Annotated in this window: 23 protein-coding genes; 14 read left to right on the top strand and 9 right to left on the bottom strand. The window is 66.9% G+C overall.

The features are described from left to right. Positions 1-91: 91 nt before the first annotated feature. A complete protein-coding gene (locus tag MICSW_RS12775) occupies positions 92-3,736 on the top strand; it encodes a TM0106 family RecB-like putative nuclease (RefSeq protein WP_464496166.1) in 3,645 nt (1,214 codons plus the stop codon). Between the two features lie 45 nt (positions 3,737-3,781). Then, positions 3,782-4,783: a magnesium and cobalt transport protein CorA gene (locus MICSW_RS12770; protein ID WP_228177847.1), complete on the top strand. Its 1,002-nt coding sequence runs from the start codon at positions 3,782-3,784 to the stop codon at positions 4,781-4,783. A gap of 40 nt (positions 4,784-4,823) precedes the next feature. Here MICSW_RS12770 and upp read toward each other — a convergent pair whose 3' ends face one another. Then, positions 4,824-5,456, bottom strand: coding sequence for a uracil phosphoribosyltransferase (upp, locus tag MICSW_RS12765; RefSeq protein WP_464496165.1), 633 nt, complete (start codon positions 5,454-5,456; stop codon positions 4,824-4,826). A 29-nt stretch (positions 5,457-5,485) separates the two neighbouring features. Here upp and MICSW_RS12760 point away from each other — a divergent pair, with 29 nt between their 5' ends. Further along, entirely contained in the window at positions 5,486-5,953 is a 468-nt protein-coding gene (locus MICSW_RS12760; RefSeq protein ID WP_292735039.1) for a nucleoside deaminase, read from the top strand. 94 nt (positions 5,954-6,047) lie between these two features. On the opposite strand, the gene MICSW_RS12755 is transcribed toward MICSW_RS12760, so the two are convergent. Genes MICSW_RS12755 through MICSW_RS12745 form a run of 3 tightly spaced genes read right to left on the bottom strand, consistent with a single transcriptional unit; the run spans position 6,048 to position 9,126 of the window. After that, positions 6,048-6,977, bottom strand: a complete 930-nt coding sequence (locus MICSW_RS12755; RefSeq protein ID WP_228177849.1) for an LLM class F420-dependent oxidoreductase — start codon at positions 6,975-6,977, stop codon at positions 6,048-6,050. A gap of 11 nt (positions 6,978-6,988) precedes the next feature. After that, the gene (locus MICSW_RS12750; protein ID WP_464496164.1) at positions 6,989-7,972 is read right to left on the bottom strand and encodes a cation diffusion facilitator family transporter; all 984 of its coding nucleotides are present in this window, start codon (positions 7,970-7,972) and stop codon (positions 6,989-6,991) included. Positions 7,973-8,013: 41 nt separating this feature from the next. After that, positions 8,014-9,126 carry an alpha/beta fold hydrolase gene (locus MICSW_RS12745; RefSeq protein WP_228177851.1) on the bottom strand — a complete coding sequence of 371 codons (1,113 nt, stop codon included), beginning with the start codon at positions 9,124-9,126 and terminating at the stop codon, positions 8,014-8,016. 159 nt (positions 9,127-9,285) lie between these two features. Between MICSW_RS12745 and proC the strand changes: the two genes are divergently transcribed. From proC to MICSW_RS12730, 3 genes are all read left to right on the top strand, one after another. Next, positions 9,286-10,125, top strand: coding sequence for a pyrroline-5-carboxylate reductase (gene proC, locus MICSW_RS12740; protein ID WP_464496163.1), 840 nt, complete (start codon positions 9,286-9,288; stop codon positions 10,123-10,125). Between the two features lie 78 nt (positions 10,126-10,203). Next, complete coding sequence (locus MICSW_RS12735) at positions 10,204-11,571, top strand: TrkH family potassium uptake protein (RefSeq protein ID WP_228177855.1); 1,368 nt, start codon at positions 10,204-10,206, stop codon at positions 11,569-11,571. Continuing rightward, entirely contained in the window at positions 11,564-12,259 is a 696-nt protein-coding gene (locus tag MICSW_RS12730) for a potassium channel family protein (protein WP_228177856.1), read from the top strand. The genes MICSW_RS12735 and MICSW_RS12730 overlap by 8 nt, the downstream gene beginning before the upstream one ends. Positions 12,260-12,298: 39 nt before the next feature. On the opposite strand, the gene MICSW_RS12725 is transcribed toward MICSW_RS12730, so the two are convergent. Both MICSW_RS12725 and MICSW_RS12720 read right to left on the bottom strand, forming a co-directional pair. After that, positions 12,299-12,970: a potassium channel family protein gene (locus tag MICSW_RS12725; RefSeq protein ID WP_195692296.1), complete on the bottom strand. Its 672-nt coding sequence runs from the start codon at positions 12,968-12,970 to the stop codon at positions 12,299-12,301. Next, the gene (locus MICSW_RS12720; RefSeq protein WP_464496162.1) at positions 12,963-14,399 is read right to left on the bottom strand and encodes a TrkH family potassium uptake protein; all 1,437 of its coding nucleotides are present in this window, start codon (positions 14,397-14,399) and stop codon (positions 12,963-12,965) included. The genes MICSW_RS12725 and MICSW_RS12720 overlap by 8 nt, the downstream gene beginning before the upstream one ends. Before the next feature lie 104 nt (positions 14,400-14,503). On the opposite strand from MICSW_RS12720, the gene MICSW_RS12715 reads away from it, so the two are divergent. The 3 genes from MICSW_RS12715 to MICSW_RS12705 all read left to right on the top strand — a co-directional run bounded on the left by MICSW_RS12715 (position 14,504) and on the right by MICSW_RS12705 (position 15,405). Further along, complete coding sequence (locus MICSW_RS12715; protein WP_228177858.1) at positions 14,504-14,911, top strand: ArsR/SmtB family transcription factor; 408 nt, start codon at positions 14,504-14,506, stop codon at positions 14,909-14,911. Positions 14,912-15,022: 111 nt separating this feature from the next. Continuing rightward, complete coding sequence (locus MICSW_RS12710) at positions 15,023-15,214, top strand: helix-turn-helix domain-containing protein (RefSeq protein WP_195692293.1); 192 nt, start codon at positions 15,023-15,025, stop codon at positions 15,212-15,214. Positions 15,215-15,306: 92 nt separating this feature from the next. After that, a complete protein-coding gene (locus MICSW_RS12705) occupies positions 15,307-15,405 on the top strand; it encodes a 30S ribosomal protein bS22 (RefSeq protein WP_003792170.1) in 99 nt (32 codons plus the stop codon). 175 nt (positions 15,406-15,580) lie between these two features. On the opposite strand, the gene MICSW_RS12700 is transcribed toward MICSW_RS12705, so the two are convergent. Beyond that, complete coding sequence (locus MICSW_RS12700) at positions 15,581-16,789, bottom strand: mechanosensitive ion channel family protein (protein ID WP_464498384.1); 1,209 nt, start codon at positions 16,787-16,789, stop codon at positions 15,581-15,583. A 191-nt stretch (positions 16,790-16,980) separates the two neighbouring features. Here MICSW_RS12700 and MICSW_RS12695 point away from each other — a divergent pair, with 191 nt between their 5' ends. Together MICSW_RS12695 and MICSW_RS12690 are read left to right on the top strand one after the other, a co-directional pair. Further along, on the top strand, positions 16,981-17,271 hold the full coding sequence (locus tag MICSW_RS12695) for a glutaredoxin family protein (RefSeq protein WP_464496161.1): 291 nt from the start codon (positions 16,981-16,983) through the stop codon (positions 17,269-17,271). Further along, complete coding sequence (locus MICSW_RS12690) at positions 17,268-17,570, top strand: Dabb family protein (RefSeq protein WP_228177861.1); 303 nt, start codon at positions 17,268-17,270, stop codon at positions 17,568-17,570. Before MICSW_RS12695 ends, MICSW_RS12690 begins: the two co-directional genes overlap by 4 nt. Positions 17,571-17,587: 17 nt before the next feature. Here the strand turns inward: MICSW_RS12690 and MICSW_RS12685 are convergent, their stop codons facing one another. Together MICSW_RS12685 and aspS are read right to left on the bottom strand one after the other, a co-directional pair. Then, positions 17,588-18,406, bottom strand: a complete 819-nt coding sequence (locus MICSW_RS12685; protein ID WP_464496160.1) for a tyrosine-protein phosphatase — start codon at positions 18,404-18,406, stop codon at positions 17,588-17,590. A gap of 31 nt (positions 18,407-18,437) precedes the next feature. Continuing rightward, positions 18,438-19,781: an aspartate--tRNA(Asn) ligase gene (gene aspS, locus MICSW_RS12680; protein ID WP_292727561.1), complete on the bottom strand. Its 1,344-nt coding sequence runs from the start codon at positions 19,779-19,781 to the stop codon at positions 18,438-18,440. A gap of 57 nt (positions 19,782-19,838) precedes the next feature. Between aspS and MICSW_RS12675 the strand changes: the two genes are divergently transcribed. The 3 genes from MICSW_RS12675 to MICSW_RS12665 all read left to right on the top strand — a co-directional run bounded on the left by MICSW_RS12675 (position 19,839) and on the right by MICSW_RS12665 (position 21,771). Continuing rightward, positions 19,839-20,339: a DUF6264 family protein gene (locus MICSW_RS12675; protein ID WP_464496157.1), complete on the top strand. Its 501-nt coding sequence runs from the start codon at positions 19,839-19,841 to the stop codon at positions 20,337-20,339. A 126-nt stretch (positions 20,340-20,465) separates the two neighbouring features. Beyond that, on the top strand, positions 20,466-21,074 hold the full coding sequence (locus MICSW_RS12670; RefSeq protein ID WP_464498380.1) for a DedA family protein: 609 nt from the start codon (positions 20,466-20,468) through the stop codon (positions 21,072-21,074). A gap of 67 nt (positions 21,075-21,141) precedes the next feature. Continuing rightward, complete coding sequence (locus tag MICSW_RS12665) at positions 21,142-21,771, top strand: histidine phosphatase family protein (protein WP_292728946.1); 630 nt, start codon at positions 21,142-21,144, stop codon at positions 21,769-21,771.

Raw genomic sequence — 21,771 nt, 5'->3', positions numbered from 1 at the left:
CACGCGGTCTCGTCGAGGTATCGGCGACAACCGCGCATCCCGGCTGGGTCGTGTCGGATACCCCGGCTATCGTCGGGAGCGGAAAGGCATCATGCGATACATCGAGAGCGAGCGTCGGTTCGTCTGGAGTGCGAGCGACCTCAAGGCCGCCGCCGAGTGCGAGTTCGCCTGGGTGCGCGCCATCGACGCGAAGCTCGGTCGTATCGATCCGGTCGAGGATCCGGTAGATCTCACCCTGGAACGTGCCGGACGCTTGGGTGGCGTGCACGAACGCCGAACTCTCGAGGCTTACCGCGAACGCTTCGGCGGCGCGGTCGTCGAGATTCCCGAGACCGCCTCCTCGGATGCCGAAGCCCTTGCCCGTGCCGTCGCGCTCACCAACGAAGCACTGCTGTCGGATGACGCGGTCGTGATCTATCAGGCCAGCTTCGCCGACGACGAGTTCGTGGGCTTCGCGGACTTCCTTCTGCGGGATTCGGACGGGCGCTGGATCGTTCAGGACACGAAGCTCGCCCGTCACGCGCGTGTCACCGCCCTCATGCAGCTGGCGGCATACGTCGATCGCCTCGACCAGCTCCGAGTGCCCCGGGCGGACGAGGTCCAGCTGCTGCTCGGCGACGGATCGACCAGCACTCACCGCGTCGACGACCTCCTTCCGGTCTATGCGCTGCGCCGCCAGCGGCTGCGTGCGCTTCTGGAAGACCGGCTCTCGGCATCCGTGCCGATCGCGTGGGATGACCCGCGCGGCGAGCTTGGGGTCCTCGCGTGCGGCAGGTGCCCGACGTGCGAGATCGAGGTCGTCGCGACCCGGGATCTGCTGCTGGTGGCCGGCATCCGACCCGTGCAACGCGAACGGATGCAGGCAGCCGGCATCCGCACAATCGATGATCTGGTCGGCGCGAGCGCGACACCGGCGGGGATGAACCCCGATACCTTCGCGATGCTGCAGACCCAGGCGAGACTGCAGCTGCGAACGGCCGCCGGGGTGGGCGCCTTCGACTCGTCGGCCGCGGTGGATGCCGTACCCGGTGCCCCTGCCGCGCCACAGCCACCGCCGTTCGAGGTCGTCGCACCGGCTGCCCTGGCCGCTCTGCCGAGGCCCGACCACGGTGACCTGTTCTTCGACTTCGAGGGCGACCCGCTCTACACCGAGTCGGTCGCTGGCGACGCGAGCGGGCGCGAACAGACGATCTCGTGGGGCTTGGATTATCTATTCGGCTGGGTCGATGACCGCGAACAGTACAACGCGCTGTGGGCCCACTCCTTTGCCGACGAGCGCGCTGCCCTCGAGACCTTTCTCGACATGGTCGAGGTACGCCGGCGGGCCCACCCTGGGATGCACATCTACCACTACGCGCCCTATGAACCCACCCACCTGTTGCAAATGGCCGCGCGGTACGGCGTGCGTGAGGCGGAGGTCGACCGCCTGCTGCGCGACGGCGTCTTCGTTGACCTTTACCCCGTGGTCAGGCGCGCCCTGCGGGTAGGGTCGCGGTCCTATTCGATCAAGAAGCTCGAGCCGCTCTACATGGGCGACGAGGTCCGCACGAGTGACGTGCAGCGCGGCGATGACTCGATCGTGCGTTACGTCGAGGCGCGGGCGCTCGCCGAAGACGGTGACGCGGATGCCGCACAGCTCATCCTCGATGACATCGCCGACTACAACCGCTACGACTGCGTCTCGACCCGGCGCCTGCGTGACTGGCTCGTGGACCGCGCCCGCGAGACGGGTCGGCGCCCGGCAGCGAATCCGGAACCGAGCGAAACCGGCTATGAACCCTCGCCGCAGGCGACGACTCTGCTGCGCCTTGCCGGCGAGACGCCCGATGCTGCCGACGCGCAGGCGCTGCGCCTGGCCGCCGCCGCGATCGACTATTACCCGCGTGAGGCGAAGTCGTTCTGGGCCACTCACTATCTGCGGCTTCGTGAGCCGATGTCTCTCTGGGAAGACACGCGAGACGTCATCGCGGTGGATCCGGCGCGTTCGCGCATCCGTGAGGACTGGCACAGGCCCGAGGGTTCCCGAGCCGATCGACGCGTCGTCGAGGTGCGGGGTGAGCTCGCTCCCGGCACGCGACTGCGCCCCGGCGCGGATCCCTTCGCGATCTACGAACTGCCCGCGCCCTTCCCGTTCGACGCTTCCCCGCGATGGATCCACGCCGATCATCGGGTCACCGTGATCGAGGAGCTCGAGGACGGCGTGGTCATCGAAGAGCGAGCGGTCGAAGGCTTCACATGGCAGGAGCTGCCGATCGCGTTGACGCCCGCCGCTCCGCCACGCGCCGCAAGCCAGCAGACCGCCATCGACGCGTGGGCGGCTGGGGTCATCGAGGCCCATCCGGATCTCCCGAAGGACCCGGCATCCGACATTCTGCGGCGGCGCCCCGCTCGGTTGCTTGCGAGCGAACCGGTTGCAACCGCTGAGAACTCGGACGACGTTGAGGCGCTCGTCGAGGCCGTGCTGCGGCTCGACCACAGTGCGCTGTCGGTGCAGGGTCCGCCGGGTACCGGAAAGACCTACGTCGGTTCGCACGTGGTTCAGCGGCTCGTCACCGATCACGGGTTCCGCGTGGGAGTCGTCGCCCAATCGCACGCGGTGGTCGAGCACATGCTCGGTCGTGTCATTGCGGCGGGGGTGCCCGCTTCGCGAGTCGGCAAGGCGCCCAAGGATGCTTACGCCGAGGTGCCGTTCACGGTGATCCCCAAGAACGGCGTTGCGGCGTTCGCGGCCGAGAACGCTGCAACGGGATTCGTCGTCGGCGGGACGGCGTGGGACTTCAGCCACGAAGGGCGGGTGCCGCGCGCGAGCCTCGACCTGCTCGTGATCGACGAGGCCGGTCAGTTCTCGCTCGCCTCGACGATCGCTGTCGCGCTCGCAGCGCCCCGGCTGCTGCTCATCGGCGACCCCCAGCAGCTTCCGCAGGTGAGTCAGGGGACGCATCCGGAGCCGGTCGACACGTCGGCTCTCGGGTGGATCATGGACGGCGAAGACGTCATCCCGCCGAACTTCGGGCGCTTCCTCGCGGCGTCGCGGCGGATGCATCCGGCGGTCACTGCCCCCGTCTCTGACCTGTCGTACCGTGGCGCGCTGCGCGCTCACCCCAGTACCGCGCTCCGGCGCCTCGAGGGTGTGGAAGCCGGCGTCATTCCTCTCCCGGTCCGTCATCACGGCCGGGCTACCCAGTCGCCTGAAGAGGCAGATGCCGTCGTCGCGCTCGTGCGCGATCTCGTCGGGCGCTCGTGGACGGATGTCGTTGTTGACGACAGCGACGGCTCGGCAACCAGCGCGACAACCCGGCCGCTGCAGGCTTCCGACATCATCGTCGTGACGCCCTACAACGCGCAGCAGGTTCTCGTGGAGTCAGCGCTCGCGGCCGCAGGCTTTCCCGAGGTTCCGGTCGGGACGGTCGACCGCTTTCAGGGCCAGGAGGCGGCTGTCGCGATCGTGTCGCTCGCGGCATCCTCGGGTCGAGACGCGCCTCGAGGGCTGGAGTTCCTGCTGCTGCGCAACCGCCTGAACGTCGCCATCTCGCGGGCGATGCACACCGCCTACATCGTCTACTCGCCGGGGCTGCTCGACGATCTTCCGCGCACCCCCGACGGGGTGGCCCGCCTCAGTGGATTCGCGCGCTTGGTCGGCGCCGTACCCGCCGAGCCGGGCAGAACGACGGATGCCGGTTCGGCGGTCCGTGCGATGAGTGCGATGGTTCCCGGCGGGGATACCCCCGTCGGCTAGTATCCGGCCGAGGCTCGCTCGCGCCTCGGATCTCGGGAGTACATCATGCCGGTCATCGACAACGCCATCTATGTCGACGGGGTTCGGGTCGAAAGCCCGACATCGCTGGAGGAGGCCTATCGGCTGCGGCAAGAGCTCCATGGCTTCGCCTGGATCGGGCTGTACCGCCCCACGCCCGAGGAGTGGGACTCGGTGTCGCGAGAGTTCGACCTCCACCCGCTCGCGGTGGAGGACGGCTCGACAGGGCACCAGCGGGCCAAAGTGGAACGATACGACCGCACGCTGTTCGTCGTGCTGCGGCCCGCCCGCTACGACGATGCCCGAGAGCGGGTGGAGTTCGGCGAGGTTCACCTCTTCGTGGGACACGGCTTCGTGATCAGCATCCGCCTCGCCGAGTCTCCCGACCTTGCCGCAGTGCGGCAGCGCCTCGAGAGCACACCCGAGCTGCTACGGCTTGGGTCAGAGGCGGTTCTCTACGCGGTCCTCGACCGGGTCGTCGATGATTACGAGCCGGTCATCGCGGGAATCGAGAACGACATCGATGAGATCGAAGACCAGCTCTTCGGAGACGCCAACGACGAGTTTCTCTCCCGGCGCATCTACGAGCTATACGGTGAGGCCGCCGCGTTCGGCCGAGCGGTCCACCCGCTGATCGGAATGATCGAGCGCCTGCGGCGGGGCTACGAGAAGTTCGACGTCGATCTGGAACTGCGACGCCATATGCGGGACGTCCTCGACAATGTCACCCGGGTGAGCGAGCGGGTGCAGGCGTCGCAAGCGCTGCTCGACAAGGCACTGACGGTTCACTCGGCGCTCGTCGCCCGTCACCACACCGAAGTATCGATGCGTCAGGACGAGCAGGTCAAGAAGATCTCGGGATGGGCGGCGATCATCTTCGCGCCGAGTCTTATCGCCGGCATCTACGGGATGAACTTCGACGACATGCCCGAGCTTCACTGGCCGTGGGGTTACCCCATGGCGATCGGGATGATGCTCGCCTTTGCGGGCGGTCTGTACGCGATCTTCCGCGCGCGCAAGTGGCTTTAGGGGCGCATCGCCCCGCCCACCACGGTACTGTCCGGGGCTATCAGACCGTGCCGTAGAGGCGGTCGCCGGCGTCGCCCAGGCCCGGCACGATGTAACCGCGCTCGTTGAGACGCTCGTCCACGGCGCCGAGCACAAGCGTCACATCTCGACCGTCGACCTGCTTCTCGATCGCGGCCACCCCTTCAGGGGCTCCGAGCAGGCAGATCGCGGTGACGTCCTGGGCGCCGCGGTCGAAGAGGAAATCGATAGCCATCCCCAGGGAGCCGCCGGTCGCGAGCATCGGGTCCAGCACGAAGCACTGCCGGTCGCTCAGATCAGCCGGCAGGCGCTCGGCGTATGTCGTGGGCTCCAGGGTCTCTTCGTTGCGCACCATGCCGAGGAACCCGACTTCAGCGGTGGGGAGGAGCTTCACCATCCCGTCGAGCATCCCCAGGCCCGCGCGCAGGATCGGAACGACGATCGGGCGCGGCTCGCTGATCTTCACACCGGTCGTCTCGGTCACGGGGGTTCGGATGCTGATCTCGGACACCCGGACGTTGCGGGTCGCTTCGTAGGCCAGCAGAGGCACAAGCTCTTCGGTCAATTGCCGGAAGACCGGGGAGGGTGTGCGCTCGTCCCGGAGGACGGTGAGCTTGTGCGTGATGAGCGGGTGATCGGCGACGTGCAAGCGCATACGCCTCAGAGTAGTCCTAGGCTCGTGGCGTGACCCACGCTGACACCGACCGCTCCGCGATGGGCCGCGCGCTCGAGCTGGCCCGGGAGGCCGGGCACACGGGCGAGGTTCCGGTCGGTGCGGTGGTCATCGACGAGACCGGGGCGATCATCGGGGAGGGTCGAAATCGCCGCGAGGCGACGACCGATCCGACAGCTCATGCCGAGGTCGTCGCGTTGCGCGCTGCAGCCCGGGCACGCGGGTCCTGGAACCTCGAGGGATGCACCCTCGTGGTGACGCTCGAGCCGTGTCTCATGTGTGCTGGAGCCCTGCTCCAGGCGCATGTCTCCCGGCTGGTCTTCGGCGCATGGGACGACAAGGCGGGAGCTGCCGGCTCGCTCTACGACGTCGTGCGGGATCGCCGGCTGCCGGTGCGCGCTGAAGTGGTCGCGGGGGTCGAGGCTGATGCGGCGGCATCCGTGCTGCGCGACTTCTTCGCCGTTCGCCGCGACTCCTGACCCGGCTTCGGCGTCGCTAACTCCTCAATTTTGGTCGGGCTCGCCCGAAGCAGACCGTTCTTTGAGGAGTTCGCGACGGTGGGCGCGGGCGAGGCTAGCGGGGCAGGTGAGGGAGGATCTCGGTTCCGAGCTCGTCGAGCTGGTCGAGGTCGGTCAGATCGACCTGCTGGAAGTAGATGCGGCTTGCCCCCAGTGCGGCAAGGCGCTCGACTTTCGGGATGATCTCTTCCGCACCGCCGAAGAACATCGCCGCGCCCTCGTTGCCGTCCCTCTCCCGGCCGATCGCGGCCAGACGTCGGTCGAGAGTGGCGTCGTCGCGGCCGACCACGGTGGGAAGTGCCACCGAGAGCTTGAGTGAATCCGGCTGCCGCCCGGCGTCGACGCACGCCTGACGCACGCGTTCGAACGCGTCGGCAACCTTATCCTCGGGTTGGAAACCGATGTTGAACTCGGTGGCGAACCGTGCGGCCAGGGCGGGGGTGCGCCGTTGCCCGCCACCGCCGATGATCACGGGCACCTGCGGTTGCACGGGCTTGGGAAGTGCCGGCGACTGGGTCAGACGGTAGGCGGTGCCCTGGTGGTCGAACGTCTGCCCCTCGGCTGTTGCCCACAGGCCGGTCATCACCTCGAGTTGCTCTTCGAACAGGTCGAAGCGCCTCGGTGGGAACGGGATGCCGTAGGCCTCGTGCTCGCGCTCGAACCATCCGGCTCCGAGTCCGAGCTCGGCGCGGCCTCCCGACATCTCGTCGACCTGTGCGACCTGAATCGCGAGGATGCCGGGGTGACGGAAGGTCACCGGCGAGACGAGCGTGCCCAGGCGTACCCTCTCGGTCTCCCGAGCGAGCCCAGCAAGGGTAGTCCAGGCATCCGTCGGGCCGGGAAGCGGGTCGCCGGCGCCCATCGCGAGGTAGTGGTCGGAGCGGAACCACCCGGCGAATCCGAGCCGCTCTGTGGCCTGGGCGCTCGCCAGCTGCTGCGCATACGAGAAGCCCTGTTGTGGTTCGGTGAAGACGCAGTACTCCATGGTGTCCTTTCTCAACGGCGGGCGTCGTTCGCGTCGGATGCGGACACCCCTGCCGTCCCGGCATCCGTGTCGGTTTCGGTCGGGACATGGTAGATGTCGGGCTCGAGGTAGATCACACGGGCGATCGGGACGACGTCGCGGATCCGAGCCTCAATGGCGTCGATGTCGGCAGCTACCTCGCCGAGCGTCTTGTCGGAAGCGAACCCGAGCTTGCCCGCGACCATGAGTTCATCGGGGCCGAGGTAGAGGGTTTTCAGGTGGATGAGCCGTTCGATCTCGTCGCCGCCCTCGATCGCGGTGACGATGCGGTCTCGATCCGCGCGCGTGGCGCCTTCGCCGACGAGCAGGCTCTTCGTCTCGATGCCGAGCGTGACAGCGACCAGGATCAGGAGCGTGCCGATCATGAGCGTGCCGATGGCGTCGTAGACCGGATTGCCGGTCAGCCATGACATCCCGACTCCGAAGAGGGCGAAGACGAGGCCGGTCAATGCCGCCACGTCCTCGAGCAGCACGACCGGCAGCTCCGGAGCCTTCGCATGGCGAACGAACGAGACCCAGGACTGCCCCTTGGTGCGCACGAGGTTGCTCTCGTGAATCGCCGTGCGCAGCGAGTACGACTCGAGGCCGATTGCGATGAACAGAACGAGAACGGGCAGCCAGACGTTCTCGAGTTCGTGGGGATGCGTGAGCTTGTCGACGCCTTCGTAGATCGAGAAGAGTCCACCGACCGAGAACAGGATGATCGAGACGACGAAGGCGTACACGTAGCGCTCGCGGCCGTAGCCGAACGGATGCTCGGCGTCGGCTGCTCGTCGGGACTGGCGACCCCCGAGCAGGAGCAAGAGTTGGTTGCCCGAATCGGCTACCGAGTGGATCGCTTCGGCGAGCATCGAGGCCGATCCCGAGAAGAACCACGCCGCGAACTTCGACAGGGCGATCCCCATGTTCGCGAGGAACGCCGCAATGATGGCGCGATTGCCGCCCGATGCACTCATGAGCGGGAGTCTAGGCCCGCTCGGTGTCGGGTTAGCGCGGCTCAGTCGGCCGAGCGCAGGATGATCGTCTCGGTTGCAGGGAGCGAGGTCGGGGGCTGCCCGATGTAGCCGATGACCTGCAGCAGTGCATGGCGGAACTCCACCGGACGCTCCAGGTGGGGCGAGTGGCCCACGCCCTCCAGGCTCAGCTCTTCGACGTGGCCGCCGGCTGCGGCGTAAGCCTCGAGCACGTCCCGGGTCTGCGAGACCATCTGTTGGGCGGGGGCGACATCCTCCCCGGGCCATCCCGGGATGATGCCGAGAGCGCCGAGGTGGTTGAGGTCGTAGAACGAGGCATCCGACACGATGGCGTCAGCGGTGCCGTGCACCCAGAGGATCGGCGGTTTGGGTTCGAGCTCCACGATCGACGCGGTGTTGAAGTACTTCGGTGCCATCGTGTTGAGAACGCCCACGGTTCCAGCGGCGAAGCCGGGCCAGTTCTCGCTCGGCACGCCGTCGCCGGGGTAGTTGCCGGATGCCGTGGATGTCGTGAGCATCGAGGCAACCCAGACATCCTCGTTCTCGCTGCTGTACCCGGGGGCGACGTAGCCCGAGCGGAAGACGCTGCGGGGCGAGGTCTGTGCCTCGTCGCTCGTGTCGCCCGCGTTGAGCCGCTCGACGAAGTCCGGGTTGCCCCCTCCGCCGCCGGTGCCGGCGTCGTCGTCGGTCAGGCGGCTGCCATCGCGGCGGGTGCCGCCGAAGCCGTAGGGCGAGACCGGGGCCTGCAGCGTGAGACTGAGGACAGGGTGGTCTAGCGCGTATTGCATCACGACCCCGCCGCCCATCGACCAGCCCACGAAGTGTGCGGTCGGAAGACCCAGAGCCTCCATCGTCGCGAAGACGTCGTCGCTGAAATCGCGGACGCCGCGGGTGGCATCCACCGGCAGGTTCTCGGTGCCCCCGAAGCCGCGCAGATCGATGGCGATGACGCGGAGGTCAGACGGCAGATCCTGCATGATCTCCTGCCAGAACAGGGCCGAAGACACATTGCCGTGCACGAACACGACGGTTCGATCGGTGGGTGTCGCGGGGTCGTCCCCGCTGCGTTCCAGGATGTTCACGGCGAGTCGGGGAGTCTCGATCGTGCGGGAGACGATGCCGTCGAAAAGGGTCATATCGGATCCTTGGTTCTCGAGTGACTCTGGTTCGGGAGTGACCCAGGCCGGTGGGACGCGGACGTTGCGCCGACTCCTCCGACGATAGCTCGCTCTCACCACGGGGAGGGATACGCCGAGCGTGAAAATTGGCAGAACGTGCGCGCCTAGGATGACGCCATGGCCTCCTCTGCACCTTCTCTCGTCGTCGCCGTCCTCGGAGCTGGTTCGATGGGGGGTGCGGTCGCGCGCGGCGTCGCCGCATCCGGCACAGCAGGCGTCATCGCGACCAACCGCTCGGGGCAGAAAGCCGCCCTTCTCTCCGACGTCCCGGGTATCCGCAGCTACGCGCTTGATGAGTACCCGGAGCGCAACCGCCTGTCGGCCGCCGAAGCCGACGTGATCCTCATCGGCGTCAAGCCCGCGATGGTCCCCGACCTGCTCCGCGAGATCGCTCCCTCGCTGCGCCCCGGGGCGATCGTCGTGAGTCTGGCGGCAGGGGTGACGACAGCGACCTACGAGGCGCTTCTTCCCGAAGGGGTTGCTGTGCTGCGATCCATGCCGAACACGCCGGCGCTGGTGGGTCAGGCAGTCACGGGACTCGCGGTCGGCTCGCGCGCGAGCGACGCGGACCGCGCGACAGTGCGTGCCCTGTTCGAAACCGTCGGCGTCGTCGTAGACCTTGACGAGGAGCAGATCGACGCGCTGGGCACCATCTCGGGGTCGGGGCCGGCGTACGTGTACCTCCTCATCGAGGAACTCGCCCGTGCAGCCGAGAGCAAGGGCTTCTCTTCCGACCAGGCGCGGCTGCTCGTTGAACAGACCTTCATCGGCGCGTGCGCGCTGCTCGAGGCATCCGGCGAGGACCCGAGGGAGTTGCGCCGCCAGGTGACCAGCCCGAATGGCACGACAGAGCGGGCGATCGCCGTGCTCCAGGATGCCGACCTGGGTGCGCTCTTCGGACGGGCGACGGATGCCGCGCTCGTGCGCTCGCGGGAACTCGCCGCCGGAGCTTCCTGACACCGCGGTCCCGACAAGAACGGGTGTACCGGGGCAATCCCGCGCGGCGGGTGTGGCACCGGCGTATGCTTCTCGTTCGTGACTTCCCGCGCGGCGTTGACGTCGTCGACGCGACGAGGCTGGTGGCGACCCCACCCGGCCCAGGCGATCGTGTTCGGCTTTGCCGGTGCGATCCTTGCCGGCACGGCTCTGCTGCTTCTGCCGTTCTCGGCGGCTGACGGCCGGTCCACGGGCATCGTCGACGCCCTGTTCACCGCCACCTCAGCGGTGTGTGTGACCGGACTCACCGTCCTCGACACCGCCACACATTGGAGCGGCTTCGGCCTCGCCGTGATCATGCTGCTCATCCAGCTGGGTGGCCTCGGGATCATGATCTTCGCCTCGCTCGTCGGACTGCTCATCGCGCGGAGATTCAGCATGCGCGCGCGGATGACGGCGGCGGTCGAAGCGCGAGCCCTCTCGACCCGGGACGTGAAGGGGCTGGTCCGCGGGATCGTGCTCATGTCCCTGACGATCGAAGCCGTTGTGTTCGCGTTCCTGTTCCCGCGGTTTCTGTTCGAGTACGACTACGGAATCGGGGAGGCAGCCTGGCACGCCCTTTTCCACTCGGTCTCATCGTTCAACAACGCCGGATTCGCCCTCTACAGTGACAATCTGATCCCGTTCGCCGCTGACCCTTTCATCGTGCTGCCGATCTGCGGCGCCGTGATCCTGGGGGGTCTCGGCTTCCCCGTTCTGCTGCAGCTGCGCAAGGAATTCCGAAAGCCCCTGCACTGGAGCATGAACACGCGGATCATGCTGTGGGGCACCGTCGTCCTTCTCGTGGCGGGGACCGTCTACATCACCGCGCTGGAATGGTCCAACGACCGAACCTTCGGCACCTACCCGCCGGCCGATCGCATCCTCATGGGGTTCTTCCACGCCGTTCAAACCCGCACCGCCGGATTCAACTCCGTGGACATCGGCCAGATGCACGATGAGACCTGGCTCGGGATGGACGTCTTGATGTTCATCGGAGGCGGGCCTGCCGGCACCGCGGGTGGCATCAAGGTGACGACCTTCGCGGTGTTGTTCTTCATCATGTGGACCGAGCTGCGCGGCGAGGCGGCAGTCAACATCTTCGGCAAGCGCCTCTCGCGCGCCGTGCACCGGCAGGCGATCACGGTGGTGCTCGTCGCGCTCGGTGCTGTCATGACCGGCACCATCACCCTCATGATCATGACGGGCGACGGCCTCGATGAGGTCCTCTTCGAATCGATCTCCGCTTTCGCCACGGTGGGGCTCAGTACCGGGATCACCGCCGACCTCCCGCCCGGCGGCGATATCGTCCTCATCATCCTCATGTTCCTCGGTCGCCTCGGCCCGCTCACCCTCGGATCGGCGCTCGCGCTGCGCGAGCGGCGCATCCTGTACGAACTCCCCAAGGAAAGGCCTGCAATTGGCTAGGTTCGCTCTGTTCGCCGATTCGTCCCGCCGCATCGCCGAGGCAGACTCGGTGGCGGTCATCGGCCTCGGTCGTTTCGGCAGCTCGCTCGCGAAGGAACTGATGGCGGCCGGAACCGAGGTACTCGGCATCGACACGGATGAGGATCTCGTCCAATCCCACAACGGTGAGCTCACCCAGGTCGTGCGTGCTGACTCGACCAAAGAGGAGGTGCTGCGCCAGCTTGCCGTCGACGAGTTCGATCGCGTTGTGATCGCGATCGGTCAGGACCTCAAGGCATCCATCCTCACGGCATCCCTACTCATCCAGCTCAAGGTCCCGGTGATCTGGGCCAAGGCCGTTGACGACCAGCACGGCCGCATCCTGGAGCAACTCGGCGTGCACCGGGTCATCTATCCCGAAAAGGACATGGGCAGGCGCGTGGCCCACCTCGTTCGCGGAGCCGCCAAGGACTACCTCGAAATCGAGCCGGGCTATTCACTCGCCAAGATCACGACGCCCGATCTGATCGTGGGCATCCCGCTCGGCCAGACAGTTCTTCGTCGCAAGCACGGCGTAACCGTGACCGCCTTCAAGCACGCCGGGGAAACGTGGCTCAACGCCGACAACGAGACGGTGCTCGCTCACGGAGACAGCATCCTGATCGTCGGACCGACCGACCGGGTCGAGGCCTTCGCCCAGCTGCGCTAAGTCCTCGGGCGCGCAGTGTTCTGGTGCGGATGCGCAGGTCTAGCGGTCGAGGGCGGCGAAGCGCTCGATGTCGCTGTTCGTGCCCGACACGATGATGAGGTCGTGGTTGGTCACCACCGTGTTCGCCTCCGCGTAACGGAAGGGCTTGCCGGGGCTCTTCACGCCGACCACCGTGACGTTGTACTTCGAGCGCACTCCCGACTCGTTGAGACCTACGCCGCGGATGAACTTCGGCGGGTACATCTTGGCGAGCACGAAATCGTCGTCGAAACGGATGAAGTCCAGCATCCGTCCGCTCACGAGGTGGGCGACGCGCTCGCCGGCCTCCCGCTCGGGATAGATGACGTGGTTCGCTCCCACACGAGCGAGGATCTTGCCGTGCGACTGGGATACCGCTTTCGCCCAGATCTGCGGCACCTTCAGGTCGACGAGGTTAGCGGTGATGAGCACTGACGCCTCGATCGAGGAACCCACGGCGACGACCGCCACCTGAAACTCCTGGGCGCCGATCTGCTTGAGTGCGTCGATGTTGCGCGCATCTGCCTGCACGGTGTGTGTGACCCGCTCCGACCACTTCTGGACGAGCTCGAGGCTCTCGTCGATCGCGAGGACCTCGCGCTCGAGACGGTCGAGCTCGCCGGCGCAGGCGGCGCCGAACCGTCCGAGCCCGATGACGAGGACGGGGGAGTCGCTTCGGATGCGCTCAACCAACGATGGGCCTTTCCACGGGCAGCGAATACAGCTGCGAACGGGATGTCGCGGCCACGGCCGCGGCGAGTGTCACTGTACCAACGCGCCCCATGACGATCGTCACGGCCAACACGTATTTCGCGGAGTCGGGCAGCTGTTCGGTGAGTCCGGTCGACAGGCCGACCGTTGCAAAGCCCGAGATGACGTCGAATAGCACGGAGGCGACGTCAGCCTTCGTGATCTGCAGGATGATCACCGTCGAGAGGGCGACGATCGTCGATCCCCACGCGAGAACCGACAGCGCGACCCGCAGCACGTCGCTCGGGATGCGGCGGCGGAACACCTGGGTCGAACTGCGGCCCTTGGCTTCCGACCATACGGCCAGCGCAATGACCGCCAGCGTGGTCACCTTGATCCCGCCTGCCGTGGAGGCGGAGCCGCCGCCGACGAACATCAGCATCATCGCCACGATCTGGCTCGAGCCGTTCAGCTCCGACATGTCGAGAACCGCGAACCCGCCTGAACGGGTCATGGCCGAGAGGAAGAACGACTGCATCGTCGTATCAGCGGCATCCAGGCTTCCGAGCGTCGCCGGGTTGTTGAACTCCAAGCCGAGGAACACGAATCCGCCCAGAAAGAAGAGCGTCGTCGTCGTGATCAGCGTGAGCTTGGTGTGCAGGGACCACCGGCGGATGTGCCAGAGCTCGCGGCGCAGCGCGAAGATGACCGGAAACCCGATCGATCCGAGGAAGACCCCACCCATCAGGACGGTGAGGACCCAGTAGTTGTCGGCGAATGCGCCGACACCCTCGACGTTGGGGGTGAAGCCGGTGTTCGTGAACGCCATGGCCGCGTAGAACGGAGCCTCCCAGAGCGCAACGTTCCATTCGATGCCCGATGCAAGCATCCCGGGATAGAGCAGGATGGCGACGACGAGTTCGATGACCAGGGTCGACAGCGCGACAACCCGCAGCAGCGATCCGATCTCGCCCAGCCGCACCGTCTGGCTCTCGTTGACCGGTCCGCCGTGGCTGCGGAGTGGGTTCGTGTCACCGGCGGCGAGCAGTTTCGCGCGCAGTCCGAGCCGCCGCGAGATCACGAGCCCGAGGATCGAGGCCAGGGTGAGGACTCCCATCGCGCCGATCTGAACGCCGATGAAGATCACCACGTGTCCGAACGGAGACCACTGTGTGGCCATGTTCACTGTGGAAAGCCCGGTCACGCAGATCGTGGAGACCGCTGTGAACAGGGCGTCAGCGAACGCTGTGACCTCACCTGTCGCCGAGGCGATCGGCAGCGAGAAGAGCCCCGTGAAGATGAGGATCAGGCCCACGAACACGAAGATCGCGAACCGCGACGGCGAGTTCTGTGCGACGGTGCGAAACAGCTCGAACAGGCGGTGCCCGAGGGTGCGCAGGGGGTGCGGCGTCGCACGTACGCCTTCGGACATCCCCACCCTCCCTGGTGTCTCGCTCGGTGGCTATCCCGGCGGCCCTGTCGGCCGGATCGCTCCCTCATGCTACTGCCGGGCGCGCACGCGACTACCCTGAACACATGGCGGACATCTTCGACGTGATCGCAGACGGAACTCGGCGCGACATCCTGCGGCTGTTGCTCGACCGCGAGTCCGAGTCCGACTCGGGCACGAGTGTGTCCCAGATCGTGAGCGAGCTCGGGGTCAGCCAACCCACGGTCTCCAAGCACCTCAAGGTGCTGCGGGATGCCCACCTCGTGTCGGTTCGGGAGGAAGGGCAGCACCGCTACTACAGCCTGTCACCCGAACCCCTCGACGAAGTCGACGATTGGCTGGTGCCGTTCCTGACGACCGAAGATGACCTCGAGATCGAGCTGCCGGCGGCGCTGTCGGAGTCGGCGGCGCACGCGGCCGAGGCGGTGGGCCGCGCCGCGGCATCCGCCCGGTACGCCGTCACCAACGCCTGGCGGAAGCTTCCTGGCCGGTAACCACTCACGTCACACGGGTCACACCGGTTTACACGCGTCTCGCGCAGGCTCTAGAGTGTTCGCTACCGCCGGTTTGTGATGCCGGCGGGCTGGGCATTGGAAGGGGAGGCCATGGCAGAGCTGCCAGACGTGCGCTTCCTGACGGTCGCGGAAGTCGCCGACCTGATGCGGGTATCGAAGATGACCGTCTACCGGCTGGTGCACAGTGGCGAGCTGCCGGCTGTTCGGTTCGGACGCAGCTATCGCGTGCCGGAGTCCGCGGTGACAGCAGCCCTTCAGCGGCCCATCGCCGACGTCGGCTAGACTGATCCGAGGCATTTTTCCATTCATGCCCGTTCCCGGGCGAGAACGCACGCCGCGTTCGACGCCCAGACCCCGACATTGTGAGGTTTTCCGTGGGTTCTGTCATCAAGAAGCGCCGCAAGCGCATGGCGAAGAAGAAGCACCGCAAGCTGCTTCGCAAGACTCGCCACCAGCGCCGCAACAAAAAGTAAGTTGCGGCAGCCACACCAAGCGCCTGTCCAATGGACGGGCGCTTCGTGTTTGTGCTCACGCCGCTGACGGCATCCGTTCGCCCGCGCACGCCCGCGCTGAGGACCGCACCGAGGTAGGACTTTTCGTCGAGGTCGGCCGATTCGCGGCTGAATCGTCCTACCTTGCTGATTTCTCCTACTTCGGCGACCCGCTGCGGGCGTCCTCCGAGTCCTCGTCGGGACCGTCATCCTGCACCGGAATCGCGTTGGTGTACTGGGCGGCACGGGCCTCTCCCTGCGCGCTCCCCGAGAACAGACCTTCCACGGCGCCGGTGTTCGTTCCCTCGGCTTCGGTCTCCTCGGCAGGCTGCGTGACCAAGACGCGCTGCACCGGAAGGGCGTCGGGATTCGTGCGGCGCACCCAGGCGACCATCTCTTCGCGCACCAGGCACCGCAGGTCGAAGAGCGTTCCCGCGTTCGCAGCGGTGACCAGGATGCGGACCCGCACCATTCCGCCGGTGGCTTCTGTCACCTGGAGCACCGCGGTGCGGCCGTCCCACAGCTCGGTCTCGCCGACGACGCGCTGCAGGTGTTCACGCATGCGGGCTGTGGAGATGCGCCAGTCGACGTCGAGCTCAACGGCTCCGAGCAGCTCGCTGCCCTTGCGGGTCCAGTTCTCGAACGGCGTCGTGGTGAAGTATGTGCACGGCAGCACGAGACGGCGGTCATCCCAGAGGTCGAGGACGACATAGCTGAGGGTGATCTCGCCGACACGTCCCCACTGGCCGTCCGCGACGACGACATCATCGACACGCAAGGCCTCACTGAAGACCAGCTGGATGCCGGCGAACATGTTCGCGAGCACCGACTGAGCGGCAAGACCGGCGACGATGGAGGCGATCCCGGCGGATGCCAGCACGCTGGCTCCGAACGCCTGGATCGCGGGGAAGGTGAGCAGCGCCGCACCGATGGCGATGATCACGATGATCACCACGGCCACGCGGCGCAGGATCAGCACCTGGGTGCGGATGCGTCGAGCGATGCGGTTGTCGGGCACATCGATCCGGTAGTGGCCGAGCGCCATCTCGGTGGCGAATCGCACGAGTTCGATCAGCAGCCATGCTGCAGCCGCGATAGAACCGATCGCCGCGACGCGGTCGATGACGGCATCCCAGGCTGTGTTGGTTGCCGCGTCCCCGCCGGCAAGTCCCAGCGGGAAGAATCTATCGATCGCGATCCACAGGGCGATGATCAGGACGATGGTGCGAAACGGCCGCCGCGCATGGCGAACGAAACTCTGACCCCATGAGCGCCGCCGAAGCGCGAGCTTGACGATCCCCGAAACGATCGTGGTCAGCACCAGGGCTGACACGACCGCGACGACCACGGCGATCGCGAATGTCATCCACGGTCCAAGGGTCGCTGTCGTCGCATCGACAACGTCCGTCGCGCGCCGCCAGTCGTGCGGGCGTAGGTCAAGCATCCGTTCTCCCTCCGGGGCCTTCCTCCACGCTACGGGGAACACCGGGTGCGCCCGCAAACCGGGAGCGAAGCGCACAGCAGCCTCGGAGGATCCCGCCCCCGTACGATGGCACCGTGACGACAGTGACTCTCATCGGCCGCGACGGGTGCCACCTGTGCGATGTCGCGCGTGGCGTCATCGACCACGTCCTCGCCGACCTCCCCGACGACCAGGCCGACGCGGTAACTGTCGAGGAGCTCTCGATCCAAGACGATCCGGTCCTCTCAGAGCTGTGGTGGGAGAAGATCCCGGTCGTGCTCATCGACGGCGACCTGCACGCGCATTGGCGTCTGGACGCTGCACGGCTGTCCGCCGCGCTGCGCGATGCGGATGCCGCATCGCGAGCCCAGGAGGTGTCGCGATGACCCTGCGCCACGTGGTCATGTGGACGATGGCTGCAGGCGATGCTGCCACGCGCGCCGAGCACGCCGGCGAGGTCGCGCGGCGGCTGAGCGCCCTAGTCGGTGTCGTTCCCGAGATCCGCTCGCTATCGGCCGGTGCCAACAGCGAGTATCCGGACGTCAACGCGGACGTCGTGCTCATCATGGATGTCGATGATCTCGACTCACTCGAGGCCTACCAGGTGCATCCGGCGCACCAGGAGGTGGCAGCCTACATCCGCAGCGTCGTGGCTTCCCGCCACGCCGTCGACTTCGTCATCTAGGCGCGGCGCTCACGGCCTCAGACCAGGCGCCGCCGCAGGGCGTCGAGTTCGGCATCCGTCAGCCCGCCTGAGCGTAGGTAGCCTGCCGCGCCGCCATGGGTGGAATCCACCCACTCCAGGGCGGTGACGATCGCTGCGGGCGGTGTCGCGGCGACGAGATCGTCGAGAGGGGGCGTGCGCGGAATGCCCATCGCCTGCAGCATCCCGAACATGCGCTCGGTCCAGGGGCCGGCGAGGTTACGCTCCGACGACGCATAGTCCTCGACGATCGCCGGGCGCTCGACTCCGACCGCCTCGAGGATCAGCGCGATCGCGACGCCGGTGCGATCCTTGCCGGCGGTGCAGTGGACGAGGACTGCTGCCTCAGACTGCGCTACCGCCCGGGCAGTCTCGGCGAAAGCGCTCGCGCCGTGTTGCAGCATCGAGACGTACAGTTCCGGCAGCGAGGGGATCTGGGCTAGCGCTCGTTCGATGATGCGGGATACCGCCTCCGGGTCGCTCGCTTGCGAGGCGGACTTCATGACCTCTTGAGCCATCCCGGCCATTGCGCCTTCGAGCACGCCCAGTTGCACAACGCCCGGCGGCGGCGATGCGGGAAGCCGGTCGGGCGCCATCTGCCTCTCGGTGTCGGTACGGAAGTCGATGACGACCTCGATGTCGCTCGCGGCCAGTTGATCCAGGCCGCGAGGCGTCAGGTCGCTCAGGGCATCCGACCTGTAGAGAACCCCGACGCGCGTACGATCGCCCGACATGACGGGCAGACCGCCGACGTCGCGAAAGTTGTGGGTCCCCTCGGGGCTCGAGGGAGTGAGCTCGGATGCCGAAGCCGCGGTCATGTCTCCAGCGTAGGCGTGACCGGTGACCGGCTCAGGGCGCGAGGCGCGTGGGGCCGCGGAAGAGGAAGGTCACTTCGCGGATGGAGGATTCGCCCAGCAGCAGCATGAGAAGGCGCGCGAGCCCCATCCCGAAACCACCGTGCGGGGGAACGCCGTAGCGGAAGAAGTCGAGATAGTGCTCGAGCCCCGCGACATCCAGGCCCTTCTCGGTGGCCTGCGCCTCGAGGACCTCGACGCGGTGCTCGCGCTGCGCGCCGGTGGTGATCTCGGTGCCGCGGTAGAGCAGGTCGTAGCTCTTGGTCATCCCGGTCCTGGGATCGCGCATGTGGTAGAACGGCCGGATCTCGGGGTGGTAGTCGGTGACGAACACGAAGTCGTGGTCGTACGTTTCCTTCACGTACGCCGACAGCTGGCGTTCGCCCTCGGGGTCGAGGTCGCCGTCAGCGCGGGGGATCTCGTAGCCGCGGGATGCGACGATCGACCGGGCCTCGGCAAGCGGAATGCGTGGGAACGGCAGGGTCGGAACCGTGACCTCGAGTCCGAAGAGCTCCTCGATCTCGGCGCCGTGCTTCTCTTTGACGGCGGCGATCGCGGTCTGAAGCAGCTCTTCTTGCATCCGCGCGACGTCTTCGTGGGACTCGACCCAGCTGATCTCCGCGTCGATGGAGGTGAACTCGGTGGCGTGGCGGCTCGTGAAGCTGGGGTCGGCGCGGAAGGCGTCGGCGATCTCGAACACCTTGCCAAAGCCCGCGGCCTGCGCCATCTGCTTGAAGTGTTGGGGGCTCTGCGCGAGGTAGGCGGTCTGGTCTCCGAAGTACTCCAGCTGGAACAGCTCCGCACGCGATTCGGCGGGGCTCGACATGAGCTTGGGGGAGTGGATCTCGATGTAGTCGCGCTCGATCCAGTAGCTGCGCATCGCGTGCTCGAGGGTGGTCTGCACGCGGAAGATCAGGTTGTTGCGGGCCTGACGCAGATCGATGAAGCGCCAGTCCATGCGCTTGTCGAGTCCGCTGTCGGCGGCGATGGGTGTCTCGGGGTCGGATGCCGCGGCGATCTCGAGAGTGTGGATCTTGATCTCGACACCTCCGAGCTTGACGCGTTCGTCGTGCTTGAGTTCCCCGGTGACGGTGAGGAAGGTGCCGGTCGAGAGAGCCGAGATGGTCTCCGTCAACGCAAGCGCCGCGTGAGCCGTATCGTCGGCATCCTCGGGAAGTTCGCGGGTCGCGGGATTGACCAACTGGACGGCGCCTGTCTCATCGCGCAGGATGACGAACTGCACCTTCTTCTGGTCGCGCACCGTCTCGACCCATCCGGAAACGGAGACGGAGCCCGCGGGCAGTTGCTTCAGCTGGTTCACCAGGACGCGTTCACTCACGAGCGCCCAGTCTACGGGCCGGTGCGGCCGGAACCCCCTGCGCCCTAGGATGGGCCCGTGAGCGACCCGAAAGATCCCGTCTTCCGCATGGATCCCAGCACGTTCCGCGTGCAGGAGCCCCCGCGGGCAGAGCACGCCGACGTGCCGGGCGAGACGGACACCGCGTCCGAGGCGCCGGAGGGCGACGCGGCAGAGTCCGAGGCGCCGGTCGCGCCTCGCCCCCGCAAGCCGCGCCGCCCCCTGCGCTGGGCGGATCTGATCGTCTCGATCGTGCTGTTTCTTCTCTTGGCTGCAGCGGCGGTGACGGCATCCATTTTCGGGGCGTTCCTGACCTTTGCGTCGGACTCGTGCTCGGCGACCGGGTGCAATTTCAACGTCATGACCATCGGTATCTGGGTCGCGGTGCTCTCCCCGTGGGTCGTCTTCCTCGTCGCGCTCGCCGGCTCGATCGTCATGATCGTGCTGCGCCGGATCTCGTTCTGGATTCCGATCACGGCGTTCGTCCTGATCGTTGCGCTGTGGCTGATCGGTGCCGTTCTGGTCTGGGCGGGCACCTGACCCGAGCCGCCCTACACAGGCGGCGTCCAGCCCGCTGTAACCTCGCGGCCGTACCGTGGTGGGGTGCACACCGCGACACCAGACGGCTCCTGGATGACGCACCTCATCGACTGGTCGGTCTCGCTCATGGAGATCATCGGGCCCGCAGGTGCAGGTCTTGCGATCGCGCTCGAGAACATCTTCCCGCCGCTGCCGAGCGAGGTGATCCTGCCGATGGCGGGTCTCTCGGCCAGCCGCGGGTCGTTCTCTCTTGCGGAGGCCCTGATCTGGACGACCCTCGGCTCGGTCATGGGGGCCTTCCTGCTCTACGGGATCGGCGCCTGGCTCGGCGTGGACAGACTGCGCACGATCGCGGCCAAGGTCCCGCTACTGCGTCCGGATGACATTGATCGCACTGTCGCGTGGTTTCACCGTCACGGTGGCAAGGCGGTCTTCTTCGGGCGGATGGTGCCGATCTTCCGCAGTCTGATCTCGATCCCGGCGGGCGTGACCCGCATGCCGCTGTGGAAGTTCGGCCTGCTGACGTTCGCCGGTAGCGCGCTGTGGAACACCATCTTCGTGCTTGCCGGTTTCCTCCTCGGCGAGGCCTGGCCTGTCATCGAGCGGTACGCCGACATCCTCCAGTACGTCGTCATCGCCGCCGTAGTGGTCGGGATTGCATGGTTCCTCGTCGTTCGCATCCGTACGCTTGTGGCCGACCGGCGCGCAGGGGATCCCAAGCCCTCCGCGGACTGAGCCCTCGGTCGCAGAGCAGCGAGCGCTCTCAGCCCGCGCAAAGCGAACCCCCACGTAGACTGGGGGAGTGCCCGCTGACCGTGTCCATCTCGTGCGTCACGGGGAGGTCTTCAACCCGAATCGGGTCCTGTACGGACGTCTCCCCGGGTACGGGCTGAGCGACGACGGGCGCCAGATGGCCGAGCAGGCTGCGGCCTGGATCGGCGGGCTCGAGCGCCCGCTGGCATCCCTCATCGTGTCCCCGCTGCAGCGGGCGCAGGAGTCGGCCCAGCCCTTCATCGACCGTTTCGGTCTGCGGGCCACCACCGACGAGCGCGTCATCGAGCCGACCAACGTCTTCGAGGGCAAGCGCATGAAGCGCGCCCTGATGAACCCGCTGAACTGGCGGTACCTCGCTCGCCCCGCGGTGCCCAGCTGGGGTGAGCCCTACGCGCAGGTCGTCGCCCGTATGGATGCCGCGATGACGGATGCCTGGGGTGAGGCAGACGACGGCGACGTGGTCGTGGTCTCCCATCAGCTCCCTATCTGGGTGACCCACCTTGCAGTTGCCGGGCTTCCGACGCAGCACGATCCGCGGCACCGCCGGTGCGCGCTGTCGAGCGTGACGAGTTTCGAGCGGTCAGCCGACGGGTGGGTCGAGGTCGACTATGTCGAGCCCGCAGCGACATCGGGCGCCATCGACGTCGGGGCGGTGTGA

It is taken from the genome of Microbacterium sp. SW12 (assembly GCF_055391095.1).
Note: the sequence above shows the minus strand (reverse complement) of the source record. Positions and strands in the feature narration are given on the sequence as shown.